This is a genomic window from Kitasatospora sp. NPDC094019, assembly GCF_044764505.1.
Classification (GTDB): Bacteria; Actinomycetota; Actinomycetes; order Streptomycetales; family Streptomycetaceae; genus Kitasatospora.
Window position 1 is genome coordinate 231,446 of sequence record NZ_JBIWIF010000003.1, and the last position, 15,167, is coordinate 246,612.

Sequence of the window (15,167 nt, forward strand, 5' to 3'; positions counted from 1 at the left end):
GTGCACCGGCTCCCGCGAAGGGAGGAGGCCGCCAGGGGGCACTCTGGTGCCGCCGGAACGACTCTGACAGCATCTCAGCCGAGACGGCCACCGGTATAGACCACTGGCCCGTCTCGGCCCTGCCATGCCCGTAGTGAGCACCCAGAGGAATCCGAGGCCCACTGTGAAGACCCTACGGAATCATTTCTCCCACCTGATGACAGTCGTCCTGCTGATGCTGGGAATGGTGACGGCCGCGTCCGCCCAGGCCCACGCCACCCCGCAGCGGCTGACCGGCAGCGCGACCATCTGCTCCAACTCCCCCGTCCCGGCCGGCTGGGTCATCACCGGCGCGTACAACAGCAGCAGCTGTACCGGCACCGGCGTCGCCTACACCATCACCGACACCAGCAACCTGACCAGCCTCTCCGCCGTGTGCTCGCAGTCGCCGATCCCCGGCGGCTGGGTCATCACCGGTGCCTACAACAACGGCGGCTGCATCGGCACCGGCGTCAGCTACACCCTGGTCAAGATCACCACCCAGAGCTCGATCACCGTCTGCTCCCAGTCCCCGATCCCCCCGGGCTGGGTGATCGTCAACGCCTACAACAACAGCGGCTGCGGTGGCACCGGCGTCGGCTACACCCTCAACAGTGTCGCCAACCTGAGCTCCGTCACCGCCTGCTCCCAGTCACCGATTCCGGCGGGCTGGGTCATCACCGGCGCGTACAACAACAGCGGCTGCGTCGGCACGGGCGTCAGCTACACCCTGGTCAAGATCACCACCCAGAGCTCGATCACGGTCTGCTCGCAGTCGCCCATCCCCCCGGGCTGGGTCATCACCGGCGCGTACAACAACGGCAGCTGCGTCGGCACCGGCGTCGGCTACACCCTGGTGGACTCCGCCAACCAGACCTCCCTGACCGTCTGCTCGCAGTCGCCCCTCCCCGGCGGCTGGGTCATCACCGGCGCCTACAACAACAGCAGCTGCACCGGCACCGGGATCGCCTACACCCTGGTGAAGATCACCACCCAGACCTCGATCACCGTGTGCTCCCAGTCGCCCATCCCGGCGGGCTGGGTGATCAGCGGCTCGTTCAACAGCGGCTCCTGCGCCGGCACCGGCATCGCCTACTCCATCCGGAGGGTGTGACCGGCCGCCGCCACCGGCAGCCGTCGGCAGCCTGGCCCGTGGTGGGCACGCCCCGACCGGGGGCGTGGCCACCACCGGCGTCCGGCCCCGGCGGCCCGGCACGGCCCGCCCGTCGGGCCGTCGTACGGCCGCCCGACGGCCGCGCTCAGGAGGAGTCGCGGGCCACCAGCTCCACGGTCATCAGGTCATGGCTGCCCAGGGCCGCCCCGGGATCGGTCAGCGCACGGTCGACCAGGTCGGCGAGGTGGCCGCCGCCCGGCAGCCGCATCCGCACCGAGGTCAGCCTCGGGCGCAGCAGTCGGCCCAGCAGCAGGTCGTCCGCGCCGACCAGGGCGAGCTCGCCGGGGACGTCGAGCCTGGCATCCTGGAGTGCGCGCAGGGCGAGCATCGCGTACTCGTCGTTGTAGCCGAACAGGCCGTCCAGGGCGAGTTCGCGGCAGCGCGCGACCAGGCCGGCGGCCGACTCCTCGGTGTACTCCAGCGGCAGCGGCTCGACCCGGGCCCCGACGTCCGCCGCCTCGACGGCGGCGCGGACGCCGGCCAGGCGCGCGGCGCTGAACGGTGACAGCGCGGGATCGGCGGGGACGACGACGCCGATCCGGCGGCGGCCGCGCTCCAGCAGGTGGGCGGCGGCACAGAGGCCCACCTCGACCTGGTCCATGATCAGCGCGTGCGCGCCGGGCACCGGCTCGGGACCGAGGGTGAACACCGCCCGGGTGCCGGAGCGCAGCAGGATCCGCACACCGTCGGCGGTGAGCCCGGGCGTGAGACAGACCACCGCGGTGGGCCGAAGCTCGGCCCAGGCGCGGGCCGCGTCGTCGCCGCTGCCCAGCGTGGTGCCGAGCAGCACACCGGTGTAGCCGCGCGGCAGCAGCGCGTCCTGGAACTCCCGGTAGAAGCCGCTGAACAACGGGCCGATCGGCACCGTGGAACCGGCCATCAGGATCAGGCCGGTGCGGCCGGCCCGCAGGGACCGGGCACCGGCGTGCGGCACGTAGCCGAGGCGGTCGGCGGCGGCCAGCACCCTGGCCCTGGTCTGCTCGCCGACCCGGCCGCCGGGCGTGTTGTTGAGGACGAAGGAGACCGTGGCCCGGGAGACGCCGGCCAGCCGCGCGACGTCCGCGCTGGTGGGAGGGGCGGCGGGCGGCGGCGGGGCGGCGGGATCGGTGGGGTCGCTGTTCATAACGGTTCGAATCTTTTCACGGCCGGGCCTGGCCCAGGGCGGGAACGCCCTGCTAAACATCTGGTTACACGAGTAAGCGTTACACGTGTAACCTCTCATTTCGGTCCACCGCTCGGCACCCCCACCCCAGCCGGGCACGTCTTCTGGAGGGCACCGTGGCCCTTTCCCCCGACCGCGACGTACCGCAGGACACCCGAAGAGCCACCACCGCCGACCACCCCGCGATCACCACCGGCGACGCCACTGACACCACCACCACCGCCGACCACCCCGCGATCACCACCGACAGCCCCGCGGCCCCCACCCGCGGCCTGCTCCCCCTGCTCCTCACCGGCAACACCGCGATGTACGCGCTCTACATCGGCGTCGGCAGCGTGCTGCTGCCCCTGCAGATCGAGCACCTCGACCCCGCCGCCAAGGTGGCCAACCTCGGCCTGGTCAGCGGCGTGGCCGCGATCCTCGCCACCGTGTTCAACCCCTTCGCCGGCGCGCTGTCCGACCGCTCCGGCCGCCGCAACCCGTGGATCCTGGGCGGTGGGCTCGCAGCGGTCGCCACGATGGCCCTGCTCGGCAGCGTGAACTCGGTCCTACTGGTCTGCGTCGCCTGGTGCCTCGGCCAGGCGGCGATGAACTTCTACCAGGCCGCGATCACCTCGGTGGTGCCCGACCGCGTCCCCGCCGCACGCCGGGGAACCGCCTCGGCGGCCGTCGGCCTCGGCCTGCCGCTCGGCTCCACCCTCGGCGTCCTGCTCGCCTCCGCTTTCTCCGACCACCTCCGCACCGGCTATCTGGTCCTCGGACTGCTGGTGGCACTGGCCGCCGCGCTGTTCAGCGGCCTCGCCCGCGAGCGGCGGATGCCCGCCCGGACGGCCGTGCCACTGCGCGACCAGGCCGCCGCCTTCCTGGGCGTGCTCCGCGAGCGCGACTTCCGCTGGGCGTTCATCGGCCGGGCCCTGCTGGTCCTCGGCTACTTCGCCGTGGTCGGCTACCAGCTCTACATCCTCCAGGACCACATCGACCTGCCCTCCGGCCTGCGGCCCGAGGACGCGATCGCGATCCTCACCCCCGTGTCGGCCGTCGCGATGGCCGTGTCCACGGTCGCCGGCGGCGTGCTCTCCGACCGCCTGGACCGGCGCAAGCCCTTCGTCGCCGTGTCCGCCGCGCTCTCCGCCGCCGCGCTGCTGATCCCGGTGCTCAGCCCGACCTGGCCCGGCATGATCGTGTTCTCGGCGGTCAACGGGCTCGCCTTCGGCTGCTTCATGGCCGTCGACACCGCACTGGTCACCATGGTCCTGCCCAGCGCCGAGGACGCCGCCCGCGACCTGGGCGTGCTCAACATCGCCAACGCCGGACCGCAGATCGTCGCGCCCTTCGTCGCCTCCGCCGTGGTCGGCCTCGGCGGCTACACCCCCCTGTTCTCGCTCGGCGCCGTGCTCGCGGTCGCCGGCGCGCTGGCGGTCCGCCCGATCCGCGGCGTCCGCTGAGCCCCCGCCGGGACCCTCCGCCCGGGACCCGGCGCCATCCGCGATCCCCGACCCACCCCCGACCCCCGAGAACACCGTCAAGCCCCCACAACACTCTCGACAGAACATGACAGACCGTCAGAAAGGCAGTGGATCCGTGAAGTTGCACACCCAGGAATGGGGAACCGGAGACCGCCTGGCCGTGCTGGTGCACGGCATCATGTCCGACCACCGCACCTGGCGCCGGGTCGGACCGGCGCTGGCCGAACGCGGCTACCGCGTGATCGCCGTGGACCAGCGCGGCCACGGGCTCAGCCCTCGCGGCACCGGCGCGACCCCCCGGGAGCGCTACGACCTCGACGCCTACGCGCAGGACCTCGTGGACACCCTCCCCACCGGGATCGAACTGGCCGTCGGCCACTCGCTCGGCGGCATCTCACTGCTGCGCGCGGTGGAACGGCTGCGGCCGGCCCGTGCCGTGTACGTCGACCCCGCCTGGCAGTTCGCCCTCGCCGAGGGCCTGGACCCGGCGGTGTTCGCGGAGTTCCGGCACGCCACCGCCGAGCAGATCACCGCCCTCAACCCGCGCTGGGAGCGGGCCGACGTCGAGGTCGAGCTCGCCACCCTCGCCCTCTGGGACCAGGACTCCGCCCTCGCCCTGGCCGACCAGCGGTCCGGCCTGCCGGACGCGCCCGCCGTGCCCTCGCTGGTGGTACTGGCCGACGGAAGCATGCTGGTGGGTCCGGCCGACGCCGGACTGCTGCGGGCGCGCGGCTTCGAGGTCCGCACCGTGCCGGAGGCCGGGCACACCGTCCACCGGGACGACCACGAGGGCTTCCTGGCCGCGCTGGACGGGTGGATCCGAGCCGTCGACGACCCCGAGGAGAAGAAGGACATGACCGGCGACACCGACCGCGCTCCCGCCGACGCCCGCCGCGAGGCCGCCGTCGAGACCGCGCTCGCCCGGCTGGACCTGCCCGCCAAGGTCGCCCTGCTCGCCGGCGCCGACATGTGGTCGCTGCCGGCCAACGAGGAGATCGGCCTCGGCCGCCTGGTGATGTCCGACGGCCCGGCCGGCGTCCGCGGCGAACACTGGACGGCGGACGACCCGTCCATCGCCCTTCCGTCGCCGACCGCGCTCGCCGCCACCTGGGACGTCGGCCTGGCCCGGCGGGCCGGCCGGCTGCTGGCCCAGGAGGCGCGGCGCAAGGGCGCCCACGTTGTGCTCGCGCCCACCGTCAACCTGCACCGCGGGCCGCGCGGCGGCCGCCACTTCGAGTGCTACTCGGAGGACCCGCTGCTCACCGGCGAGATCGGCGCGGCCCTGGTGTCAGGTGTCCAGGACGGCGGCGTCGCGACGACACCCAAGCACTTCGTCGCCAACGACTCGGAGACCGACCGCTACACCGTCGACGTCCGGGCCGACGAGCGCACCCTGCGCGAGCTGTACCTGGCACCGTTCGAGACCATCGTCAGAAAGGCCCACCCCTGGGGCCTGATGACCGCCTACAACGCCGTCAACGGCACGAGCATGAGCGAGCACACCGAGCTCAACCTCACCCTCCTGCGCGAGGAGTGGGGCTTCGACGGCGCACTGGTCTCCGACTGGACCGGCGCCCGCGACACCGTCCGCTCGGCGCTCGGCGGGCTCGACATCGCCATGCCGGGACCGGCCACCGTCTACGGCGAGCACCTGGTCACGGCCGTCCGGGAGGGCCTGGTGCCCGAGTCGGCCGTGGACGGGCTGGCCCGCGACGTGCTGCGGCTGGCCGCCCGGGTCGGACTGCTGGCCGGCACGCCGGCCGCCGTCCCGGCCGGAGAACTGCCCGCTCCGGTGGACGGCGAGGCGCTGGTGCGCGAGCTGGCGGCCCGCTCCTTCGTCCTGCTGCGCAACGAGGGCCGGGTGCTGCCGCTGGACCCGGCGCCCGGCTCGGTGGCGCTGATCGGCGCGGCCGCGACCGAGGCCCGGATCGGCGGCGGCGGCAGCGCGCAGGTCCTCCCGACCCGGGTCGTCGGCCCGCTGGACGGCCTGCGCGCCGCACTGGGAGCGGACACCGCGCTGGTGCACGAGACCGGCGCCGACCCGCGGACCTTCGTCCCCACCGCGGCCTTCCCGTGCACCGCCGAACTGCTCGGCGCCGACGGGGCCCCGCTCGGGACCGCCGCCCTCCCCGACGGCAGCGTCCGCTGGCTGGGCTCGCTCCCGGGCGGCGTCTCCTTCGCCGATCTCGCCGCCGTCCGGCTGACCGGCGGCCTGTCGGCCGGAACCGGCGGACGGCACCTGCTGGCCGTGCGCGGCGTCGGCAGGTTCACCCTGGAGGCGGACGGCGAGGTCCTGTTCGACGGGGTGCTGCTGCCCGAGGGCGAGGACCCTGCCGCGGCCTTCCTCAACCCTCCGGAGCGACGCTTCGAGGTGGAACTCCCCGCGGGCGGGCGGGCGGCGGTCGCGCTGACCTGCACCATGCCGGAGACCGGCGAGTTCGCCGGCTTCGGACTGGTGTCCTTCGCCCTCGGTCACGCCGAGCCGACCGCCTCCCCGGACGAGCTGGTCGAACGCGCCGTGGCGGCGGCCCGCGCGGCCGAGGTCGCGATCGTCGTGGTCGGCACCACCGAGGAGGTGGAGAGCGAGGGCGTGGACCGGGCCGACCTGCGGCTCCCGGGCCGCCAGGACGAACTGGTCGCCCGGGTCGCGGCGGCCAACCCGCGCACGGTGGTGGTGGTCAACGCCGGCGCCCCGGTGGTGATGCCGTGGCGCGAGTCCGTGGCCGCCGTGCTGCTCTGCTGGTTCCCCGGACAGCAGGCCGGCGAGGCCCTGGCCGACGTGCTGCTCGGCGCGGTCGAGCCGGGCGGCCGACTGCCCACCACCTGGCCGGCCGAGGAGGCCGACAGTCCGGTCTGGGAGGTGGTGCCCACCGACGGCCGGCTGGAGTACGCCGAGGGGCTGTTCATCGGTTACCGGGCCTGGCAGCGCCGGGCCGGCGCCGCCCCCGCCTACTGGTTCGGCGCCGGCCGGGGCTACACCGACTGGTCCTACGAGGGCCTGGAGGCCCGGCTGGTGGAAGGCGCGGACCCCGGCGCGGGGACCGGGGCCCCGGAGGTGCTGGCCGAGGTCGCCGTCCGGGTGCGCAACACCGGAGTGCGGACCGGCCGGGAGGTGGTCCAGGTCTACCTGGCCACGGACGGCTCCGACCGCAGCCGCCCGGACCGCGCGCTGGCAGGCTTCGCGGTGGTCGAGGCCGCCCCCGGCGCCGTCGCGACCGCCCGGATCACGGTACCCCTCCGGGCCGTCCAGAGCTGGGACACCGCGGCCCGTGCCTGGCGCACCAACCCGGGCGTCCACACCGTCGAGGCCGGACCGAACGCCGGGGACCGTCCCCTGACCGTGGCCCTGGTGGTCCCCCCGGCGTGACCGGTGCGGCCCGGCCCGCGTGCGCCCCGGCGCGCGGGTCGGGGCGCACGCGGGCCGGGTGGGTGACCCGACTGGTTCGCTCCGGTGCGCTCCGCGAGGATGGGAGGGCCGACGGCCGACCGAGGGGAACGAACGCCATGAGCACCACGACCACCGTGACCGCCTACGCCGCCCCCGCCGCCAAGGCCCCGCTGGAGCGCACGACCGTCGAGCGCCGCGCCGTCCGCGAGCGCGACGTGCGGATCACCGTCGCCTACGCCGGCATCTGCCACTCCGACCTGCACCAGGTCCGGGCCGGCTGGGGCGGGGAGATCTTCCCGATGGTGCCCGGGCACGAGATCACCGGCGTCGTCCGCGAGGTCGGCCCCGGGGTCACCCGCCACCGGGTCGGCGACCGGGTCGGTGTCGGCTGCATGGTCGACTCCTGCCGGGTCTGCGACGACTGCCGGGCCGGTCTGGAGCAGTACTGCGCCGAAGTGCCGGTCTGGACGTACAACGCCGTCGGCAGGGACGGGCAGCCCACCTACGGCGGCTACTCGCAGGAGATCGTCGTCGACGAGCACTTCGTGGTGCGGGTGCCGGACGCCCTGGCGCTGGACGTGGCCGCGCCGCTGCTGTGCGCCGGCATCACCACCTACTCGCCGCTGCGCCACTGGAGGACCGGCCCGGGCCGCAGGGTCGCCGTGGTCGGGCTCGGCGGGCTCGGGCACATGGCCGTGCAGCTCGCCCACGCGCTCGGCGCCGAGGTGACCGTGCTCTCCCAGTCGCTGCGCAAGCGGGAGGACGGCCTGCGCCTGGGTGCCGACGACTACCGGGCCACCTCGGACCCGGCGACCTTCGAGCGGCTCGCGCGCAGCCTCGACCTGGTGCTCAACACCGTCTCCGCCCCGATCGACCACGCCGCGTACTTCGGGCTGCTGCGCACCGACGGCGCGATGGTCAACCTCGGTCTGCCCGAGGAGCCGGTGCGGGTGCACCTCCAGTCGCTCAGCGGGCGCCGCCGCAGCATGAGCAGTTCGGGCATCGGCGGCATGGCGGAGACCCAGGAGATGCTGGACTTCTGCGCCGAGCACGGGGTGGCGGCCGAGATCGAGACGATCCGCGCGGAGCAGGTGAACGAGGCATACGACCGGCTGCTCGCCGGTGACGTCCGCTACCGCTTCGTCATCGACGCCGCGACGCTCTGAAGCAGCAGGGGCGGCGGAGCCGTCGGCGGCGGGCGACGGGCGGGCGGCTTCGAGCAGGCCGCACGTCCGCCCCGGTCGGTCACGGTCGGTGACGGCCGACCCGTCCGGCGCAGGTCATCGGGGTGGGTCGGGCCGCCCTATGCTGGCGGCATGTCCGAGCTCCCCTCCTTCACCGTCCTGCTGCAACGGCTCCTGGACCACCGCGGACCGGAATCCGCCGCGCGTGCCGCCGGACCGGCGTCGGCCGCCGTCCTGGCCGGTGCGACGCCGGACGGACCGCTGCTGCGGAACCTCGCACCGGCGCTCGGCCTGGATCCCGCGGACCTGTTCGAGATCGCGGACGTCCCGCTGCCGCCGGACCTCGCGCCGGTCGGGGGCATGGTCACCACCTCGGTCGTCGGCGTGCTGCGGCTCTGCCGGGCGCTGCCCGCCGAACGGCGGGGCGAACTCCTGGACTTCGTGGCCGCGTTGCCGCCGTCATCACCGTCGCCGCAGGGCGGTCGGATCGAGGGGCTGCCGGCCCGGCTGCCGCGGTCGGCGCAGCCGGGCAACCTGCTGATGCGACTGGTCGCGGTGCGCAACCTCGGCTGGACGGGCACGGCGAAGGTCTTCCGCCTGCTGACCGGCCGTTCCTGGATGTCCGACGCCTACGGGCGGATCGCCACCGGCGAGCAGCCGGTGACGCCCGACCTGCTGGTCGACTTCGCGACGGTGCTGGCGTGGCCGGCACCGGAGCTCGCGGCGCTGCTGGGCGTGCCGCTGTCCGGTCGGCCGCCCGTGCCGCCGGCCGAGGTGACCGACACCGCCCGCCTGCTGGTGGGCCTGCGGCGCCTGGGCGTCGCGCAGTTGCGCGAGGCGGAGGACCTGGCGCGGGTCCTCGGGTAGGCGCCGGCCGTCCGGACACCCCCGGCCCGGCCGGGGGTGTCCGGACGGGTGGTCCGGTCAAGCCTTGACGAGCACCCAGGCGCCCAGGCCGCTGCACCCGCCGGCGTTGTAGGTCGCGGCGCGGAACCCGGCCGGGATCGGCGAGTAGGGGCAGGTCCAGAGGCCGACGCGGGCGAGGTTGTGGCGCCAGGATCCGGCGCCGCCGCAGCCGTTGACGAGGCGGTCGGTGAGGACGTACCCGTTCACCACCGGCGAGCCGCTGCAGGTCCAGATGCCGTCCTTCGGCAGGTTGTGGCGCCACGAGCCGATGCCCGAACACCCGGTGGTGGTGTGGTCGGTGATGACGTACCCGGGGACGACGGGCGAGCCGGAGCAGGTCCAGATGCCGTCCTTGACCGGCTCCTGGTACCAGGAGCCCCGGCCACTGCACCCGTTGCGGTCGTAGAGGGTGAGGACCCAGCCGGACTGGATCGGCGCGCCGCCGCAGGCCCAGGTCCCCGGTCCGCCCCAGCCCGAGGTCGCGGCCGAGGCGGTGGAGGTTCCCGCCGCGGTGCCGCCCACCACGAGGGCGGCGATCAGCGCGAACGCGCCGACGGTGGCGGCGAGCCCCCTGCGGGCCGCGGCGGATATCAGGCGCTTCCACAACTGGCGAACGGCCATGGGTGTTTCGCTCCAATGCTGGTGAGGATGGAGGTGGTGCGGCCCGCGCGGGGCGGGCCCGGGGGGTCGAACGCGATCACCCTACGCAGAGATCATGTGCGTGTCCCGTGCAGGAGACGTGAACCGGCAAGCTTGACCGGAATCCGATCCTCCGGTGGCGGGCCGCCGCCCCGGAGCCCGACGGGACACCCGCCACGGGCCGTCACCATGCCCGTGTGCGGGCTCCCGGACGCGGCCTCAGGCCCGCCCCAGCCACAGCGCGGTGTCCGGAGGCAGCACCTGCGCCGTCAGGGCACCGCTGGAGAGCAGGATTTCACCGGGGTCGTCGATCGGGACCGGGCGCGGGGAGAGGTTGACCAGGCAGGTGAAGCCGGTGCCGCGGTCGAAGGCGAGCACGCCCTCGGGGGCCGGCCGCCACCGGAGGCCGCCGGTGATCGCGGTCCGGCGCAGCCGCAGGGCGGTGCGGTAGAGCTCCAGCGTCGAGCCCGGGTCGCCGGTCTGGGCCTCGACGGTGAGCGACGCCCAGTCGGCGGGCTGCGGCAGCCAGGGTTCGGCGGCGCCGGGCGCGGTGGAGAAGCCGTACGGGGGGCGGTCCCCGGACCAGGGCAGCGGAACCCGGCAGCCGTCGCGGCCGGGGTCGGTGCCGCCGGAGCGGTGGTGCATCGGGTCGCGGAGCCGGTCCGGGGGCAGGTCCTCGACCTCCGGCAGGCCGAGTTCCTCACCCTGGTAGAGGTAGACCGAGCCGGGCAGGGCGAGGGTGAGCAGCGCTGCGGCGCGGGCCCGGCGGCGGCCGAGGGCGAGGTCGGTGGGGATGCCGAACGCCTTCGCGGCGAAGTCGAAGCGGGTGTCGGCGCGCCCGTAGCGGGTGGCCGTCCGGGTGACGTCGTGATTGGCGAGCACCCAGGTGGCGGGGGCCGCGACCGGTTCGTGCGCGGCGAGCGTGCTGTCGATCGAGGCGCGCAGCTCGGCCGCGTCCCAGGGGCGGGCGAGGAAGTCGAAGTTGAAGGCGGTGTGGAGTTCGTCGGGGCGGAGGTAGCGGGCGAAGCGCTCGGCGTCGGGGACCCACACCTCGCCGATCAGGGCCCGCGGCGGGTGGTAGGAGTCGGCGACGGCGCGCCAGGAGCGGTAGACCCGGTGCAGGTCGTCCCGGTCGACGTAGGGGTGCGGGCCCCCGGGGGTGAGGTCGGGCAGGCCCGGGTCCTTGACCAGCAGTCCGGCGGAGTCGATCCGCACCCCGGCGGCGCCGCGGTCGAACCAGAACCGCAGGACGGCCTCGTGCTCGGCCCGCACCTCGGGGTGGTCCCAGTTGAGGTCGGGCTGCTCGGCGGCGAACAGGTGCAGGTACCACTGGCCGTCGGCGGTCCTGGTCCAGGGGCGGCCGCCGAACTCCGACCGCCAGTTGTTGGGCGGGAGCCGGCCGTTCTCGCCCCGGCCGTCGCGGAAGTGGAAGCGCTCGCGTTCGGGGCTGCCGGGCGGGGCGGCGAGGGCGGCGCGGAACCACGGGTGCCGGTCGGAGACGTGGTTGGGGACGATGTCGACGACGGTGTGCAGGCCGAGGCCGGCGGCTTCGGCGATGAGCTTCTCGGCCTCGTCGAGGGTGCCGAGCACGGGGTCGACGGCGCGGTAGTCGGTGATGTCGTACCCGCCGTCCTTCTGCGGGGACGGGTACCAGGGGTTGAACCAGACGGCGTCCACGCCGAGCCGGGCGAGGTGCGGCAGCCGGGCGCGGATGCCGGCGAGGTCGCCGACGCCGTCGCCGTCGCCGTCGGCGAAGCTGCGCGGGTAGACCTGGTAGACGGCGGCGTCGCGCCACCACGGCGGGGACTCGGGCTGCTGGGCCACGGGGCCCTCCTTCGGGGTCGGGGGTGGGTCAGCCCTTGAGGCTGCCGGTGGTGAGGCCGGCCATGATGTTCCGCTGGAAGATCAGGAAGAACACGATCGTGGGCGCCGAGGCGATGGCCAGGGCGGCGATCAGGACGTTCTGCGGGACGCCCAGGGAGAGGGAGTTGATGCCGGTGTTGAGCGGCTGGTCGCGCGGGTCGGGCAGGACCAGCAGCGGCCAGAGGAAGTCCTTCCAGACGTTGACCACGGCGAAGATCGAGACCACGCCGAGGATCGGCCGGGACATCGGCAGCACGACCGACCACAGGGTCCGCACCGGCCCGGCGCCGTCGATCGCGGCGGCGGCGAGCAGCTCGTCGGGGATCGAGTCGAAGAACCGCTTGAGCAGGAAGATGCCGAAGGCGTTGGCGACCGTCGGCAGCCAGATCGCCCACGGGGTGCCGACCAGGTCGACGTGGAGCAGCGGCAGGTCGAGCACGGTCAGGTACTGCGGGACGACCAGCACCGCGGCCGGGACCATCAGGGTGGCCAGCATCATGCCGAGGACGAGCCGGCCGAGGAGGGGGCGGAGCTTGGAGAGCGCGTACGCGGCGGCGACGTCGAAGACCAGTTGGAAGGCGAGCGCCCCGAGGGCGTAGACCAAGGTGTTCGAGAGCAGCCGCCCGAGCCGCAGTTGGCGCCACGCCTCGGCGTAGGTGCCGGGGTGCAGTTCGCGCGGAACGAGGGTGGGCGGGCTCTGGACGACCTCGTGGGCCGATTTGAGGCCGCCGGTGACCAGCCAGTAGAGCGGGCCGAGGAAGACCAGGGTGAAGCCTGCCACGGTCACGACGAGGACGATCCGGTGGACCAGCCGGCCGCGCGGCCGGTTGAGCTGGACGTCGGAGATCAGGGTGCGCATGGGTGGCCTCAGTCCTGGTCGGTGCGACGGGCGAGCCGTGCGTAGAGGGCGGAGAAGCCGGCCAGGACGACCAGCATGACCAGGCCGAGCGCCGAGGCGCCGCCGTAGTTGTTGAAGTTGAAGGCGTACTGGTAGATGAGGTGGACCACGGTGGTGGTGGAGCCCTCGGGGCCGTTGCCGCCGGTGAGCAGGTAGGGCTCCACGAAGACCTGCATGGTGGCGACGATCTGGAGCAGCAGGAGCAGGGAGAGGATCAGCCGGGTCTGCGGGATCGTGACGTGCCGGATCCGGCGGAACAGGCCGGCGCCGTCGAGTTCGGCGGCCTCGTAGAGCTCGCCGGGGATGTTCTGCAGGGCGGCCAGGTAGACCAGGGTGGCGCTGCCCATGTTCATCCAGGTGGCGGCGAGCACCACCGAGACCATGGCGGTGTCGGCGGAGTTCAGCCAGGCCGAGGTGGGCAGGTGGAGGAGTTCGAGGATCCGGTTGAACAGGCCGTGGCCGGGGTCGTAGAAGTACTTGAAGAGCAGCACGGAGGCGACCGGCGGCATCATCACCGGCAGGTAGACCAGGACCCGCAGGTACGTCCGGGCGCCGCGCAGTTCGTTGAGCAGCAGGGCGACCACGAACGGCAGCGCGAAGCCGAGCAGCAGGGCGAGCACGGTGAACAGCAGGGTGTTGCGCCATGCCTGCCAGAACGCCGGGTCGTGGACGACGCGGTCGAGGTTCTGCAGGCCGACCCAGGTGGTGCGGCCGCGCCGGGTCCGCTGGAAGCTCATCACCACTTCGCGGAGCATCGGGTACCAGGAGAAGTACGCGAAGCAGAGCAGGGCGCCGAGCAGGAACCCGTGGGCGGTGAGGTGGTGCCGGACGCGCTGCCGCAGCCGGCCGGGGCGGGGGTGGTGGGCGGTGGCTGCCAAGGGGTGGGCTCCTGACGGCGGGCTTCGGGAGTCGGCCGGGCGCCTCGGGCGTTCCCGGTGCTTCGGGTACTTCGGGTCGGTCGGGCGGCTCGGGCGTTCCCGGCGTTCCCGGCGTTCCCGGTGCTTCGGGTCGGTCGGAGAGCCTCGGTGCGGACGGCCGTCAGAGGTTGGCCAGTACCTGGTCGACCTGGCTCGCGGCCGTCGCCAGCAGCTTGTCGAGGTCGGCGTCCCGGTCCGTGAGCACGGCCGAGACGGCGGTGTCGAGGATCTTGTAGATCTGCTGGGCGTTGGCGGGCTCGGTCCGGCCGGGCACCGGGGTGGCCAGGTAGGGCGCGTAGTTGGCCACCGGGACGGTCGCCGAGGCCGCCTTGGCCGCGTTGTCGGCGGCCAGGCTGGCGCCGGTGAAGAAGGAGGGCTGGGGCAGTCCGACCGGCAGGCCGTCGTTCTTGGTGCGGGCGTAGTCGAACTGGCCCTTGCCGACGGTCAGGAACTTGAAGTCGATCCAGGCGATCCCGGCCTTGATCTGGTCGGGGGTGAGCCCCTTCTTGAACAGGTAGTCGTTGCCGCCGAGCAGCGCCGCCCTGCCACCGGGCATCGGGCCCATGCCGTAGTCGGCGTAGTTCCCCTTGAGGGTCTGGACCATGTAGGTGATGTCGTCCGGAGCGCCGACGTACATGCCCAGCTTGTCGGTGGACATCTGGGTCATCAGGTCCGGCCACTTGAGGCCCTGGGTGGCGCCCATGGCGTTGTCGGTCCAGCGCAGGTCGTGCAGGTTCTGCAGGACCTGGCGCCCCTCGGGGGTACGGAAGGCGGCCTTCCTGCCGTCCGGGGTGGTCATGCTGCCGCCGAGGCCGTACAGCTCGGCGGTGTAGTGCCAGCCGCCCTGGTTGGTGGCGCTGTAGTCGCCGTAGCCGTTGACGCCGTTGCCGAGGGCGGCGATCCTCCGGGCGGCCTCGCGGATGCCGTCCCAGGTCGTCGGCGGCTTGTCGGGGTCGAGTCCGGCCTGCTGGAAGAGCTTGCGGTTGTAGATCAGGCCCATCCGGTAGTTGGAGAAGGGCAGGCCGTAGAGCTTCCCGTCCGCTTCGAGGGTGGCGAGGACGGAGGGATCGATGTCCTTGAGCGCGGGGACGGAGGTCTCGTTCACGTAGGCGGAGATGTCCTCGACGGCGTCGGCGTCGACGGCCTGGTCGAGGTCGGTGAGGTAGCTGTAGAAGAGGTCGGTCTGGGTCCGGCCCTTGAGCTGGGCGGTGAAGGCGGCGGGCTCCTCGCAGGGGAAGCCGTCCTTCGGGACGACGGTGACGTTGGGGTGGAGCTGTCGGAACGCCTCGACGTCCTCGGCCCACTGCTTGCGCTCGGCGGGCTTGTTGACCGGGGGTTGGCAGTCGATCGAGATGGTGACCCGGGCGGCCGGGTCCAGGGGCGCGGCGGCGTCGGCGGCGGGGGTTCCGGGGGCGGAACCGCCGTCGGAAGCGCTGCCGCAGGCCGCGGCGCCGAGGGCGAGGCCGGCGGCGGCGAGCACGGCGAGGGATCTGCGGACGCGCGGGTTTCCGGTCATGGGTGCTGGGCCCTTTCGAGCGGCGGGGCGGAGCAG

General features: G+C 73.7%; 11 protein-coding genes. 5 read left to right on the forward strand and 6 right to left on the reverse strand.

All coding sequences use genetic code 11. The annotated features are described in order from the left end of the window. Positions 1-196: 196 nt before the first annotated feature. Positions 197-1,132 carry a hypothetical protein gene (locus tag ACIQ9P_RS08860; RefSeq protein WP_402352008.1) on the forward strand — a complete coding sequence of 312 codons (936 nt, stop codon included), beginning with the start codon at positions 197-199 and terminating at the stop codon, positions 1,130-1,132. Between the two features lie 145 nt (positions 1,133-1,277). On the opposite strand, the gene ACIQ9P_RS08865 is transcribed toward ACIQ9P_RS08860, so the two are convergent. Next, positions 1,278-2,315 (reverse strand): LacI family DNA-binding transcriptional regulator, encoded by a 1,038-nt coding sequence (locus tag ACIQ9P_RS08865; protein WP_402352011.1) that lies wholly within the window; start codon positions 2,313-2,315, stop codon positions 1,278-1,280. 155 nt (positions 2,316-2,470) lie between these two features. Here ACIQ9P_RS08865 and ACIQ9P_RS08870 point away from each other — a divergent pair, with 155 nt between their 5' ends. From ACIQ9P_RS08870 to ACIQ9P_RS08885, 4 genes are all read left to right on the forward strand, one after another. Continuing rightward, the gene (locus ACIQ9P_RS08870) at positions 2,471-3,799 is read left to right on the forward strand and encodes an MFS transporter (protein ID WP_402352014.1); all 1,329 of its coding nucleotides are present in this window, start codon (positions 2,471-2,473) and stop codon (positions 3,797-3,799) included. Positions 3,800-3,935: 136 nt separating this feature from the next. Then, entirely contained in the window at positions 3,936-7,187 is a 3,252-nt protein-coding gene (locus ACIQ9P_RS08875; protein ID WP_402352017.1) for an alpha/beta fold hydrolase, read from the forward strand. Between the two features lie 137 nt (positions 7,188-7,324). Beyond that, the gene (locus ACIQ9P_RS08880) at positions 7,325-8,374 is read left to right on the forward strand and encodes an NAD(P)-dependent alcohol dehydrogenase (RefSeq protein ID WP_402352020.1); all 1,050 of its coding nucleotides are present in this window, start codon (positions 7,325-7,327) and stop codon (positions 8,372-8,374) included. A 150-nt stretch (positions 8,375-8,524) separates the two neighbouring features. Continuing rightward, the gene (locus ACIQ9P_RS08885; protein ID WP_402352023.1) at positions 8,525-9,259 is read left to right on the forward strand and encodes a hypothetical protein; all 735 of its coding nucleotides are present in this window, start codon (positions 8,525-8,527) and stop codon (positions 9,257-9,259) included. Positions 9,260-9,316: 57 nt separating this feature from the next. Here the strand turns inward: ACIQ9P_RS08885 and ACIQ9P_RS08890 are convergent, their stop codons facing one another. The 5 genes from ACIQ9P_RS08890 to ACIQ9P_RS08910 all read right to left on the reverse strand — a co-directional run bounded on the left by ACIQ9P_RS08890 (position 9,317) and on the right by ACIQ9P_RS08910 (position 15,131). Further along, positions 9,317-9,919: a hypothetical protein gene (locus tag ACIQ9P_RS08890; RefSeq protein WP_402352025.1), complete on the reverse strand. Its 603-nt coding sequence runs from the start codon at positions 9,917-9,919 to the stop codon at positions 9,317-9,319. A 237-nt stretch (positions 9,920-10,156) separates the two neighbouring features. Beyond that, positions 10,157-11,761: a glycoside hydrolase family 13 protein gene (locus tag ACIQ9P_RS08895; RefSeq protein WP_402352028.1), complete on the reverse strand. Its 1,605-nt coding sequence runs from the start codon at positions 11,759-11,761 to the stop codon at positions 10,157-10,159. Positions 11,762-11,789: 28 nt separating this feature from the next. Beyond that, entirely contained in the window at positions 11,790-12,659 is an 870-nt protein-coding gene (locus ACIQ9P_RS08900) for a carbohydrate ABC transporter permease (RefSeq protein ID WP_402352031.1), read from the reverse strand. Positions 12,660-12,667: 8 nt separating this feature from the next. Beyond that, on the reverse strand, positions 12,668-13,576 hold the full coding sequence (locus tag ACIQ9P_RS08905; protein WP_402352034.1) for a carbohydrate ABC transporter permease: 909 nt from the start codon (positions 13,574-13,576) through the stop codon (positions 12,668-12,670). 160 nt (positions 13,577-13,736) lie between these two features. Then, positions 13,737-15,131, reverse strand: coding sequence for an extracellular solute-binding protein (locus ACIQ9P_RS08910; protein WP_402352037.1), 1,395 nt, complete (start codon positions 15,129-15,131; stop codon positions 13,737-13,739). Positions 15,132-15,167 lie beyond the last annotated feature (36 nt).

Excerpts from the sequence above, each read along its gene's own strand:
- ACIQ9P_RS08860 (WP_402352008.1), top strand. The coding sequence starts at position 197 with ATGACAGTCGTCCTGCTGATGCTGGGAATGGTGACGGCCGCGTCCGCC.
- ACIQ9P_RS08865 (WP_402352011.1), bottom strand. The coding sequence starts at position 2,315 with ATGAACAGCGACCCCACCGATCCCGCCGCCCCGCCGCCGCCCGCCGCC.
- ACIQ9P_RS08880 (WP_402352020.1), top strand. The coding sequence starts at position 7,325 with ATGAGCACCACGACCACCGTGACCGCCTACGCCGCCCCCGCCGCCAAG.
- ACIQ9P_RS08885 (WP_402352023.1), top strand. The coding sequence starts at position 8,525 with ATGTCCGAGCTCCCCTCCTTCACCGTCCTGCTGCAACGGCTCCTGGAC.
- ACIQ9P_RS08890 (WP_402352025.1), bottom strand. The coding sequence starts at position 9,919 with ATGGCCGTTCGCCAGTTGTGGAAGCGCCTGATATCCGCCGCGGCCCGC.
- ACIQ9P_RS08900 (WP_402352031.1), bottom strand. The coding sequence starts at position 12,659 with ATGCGCACCCTGATCTCCGACGTCCAGCTCAACCGGCCGCGCGGCCGG.
- ACIQ9P_RS08910 (WP_402352037.1), bottom strand. The coding sequence starts at position 15,131 with ATGACCGGAAACCCGCGCGTCCGCAGATCCCTCGCCGTGCTCGCCGCC.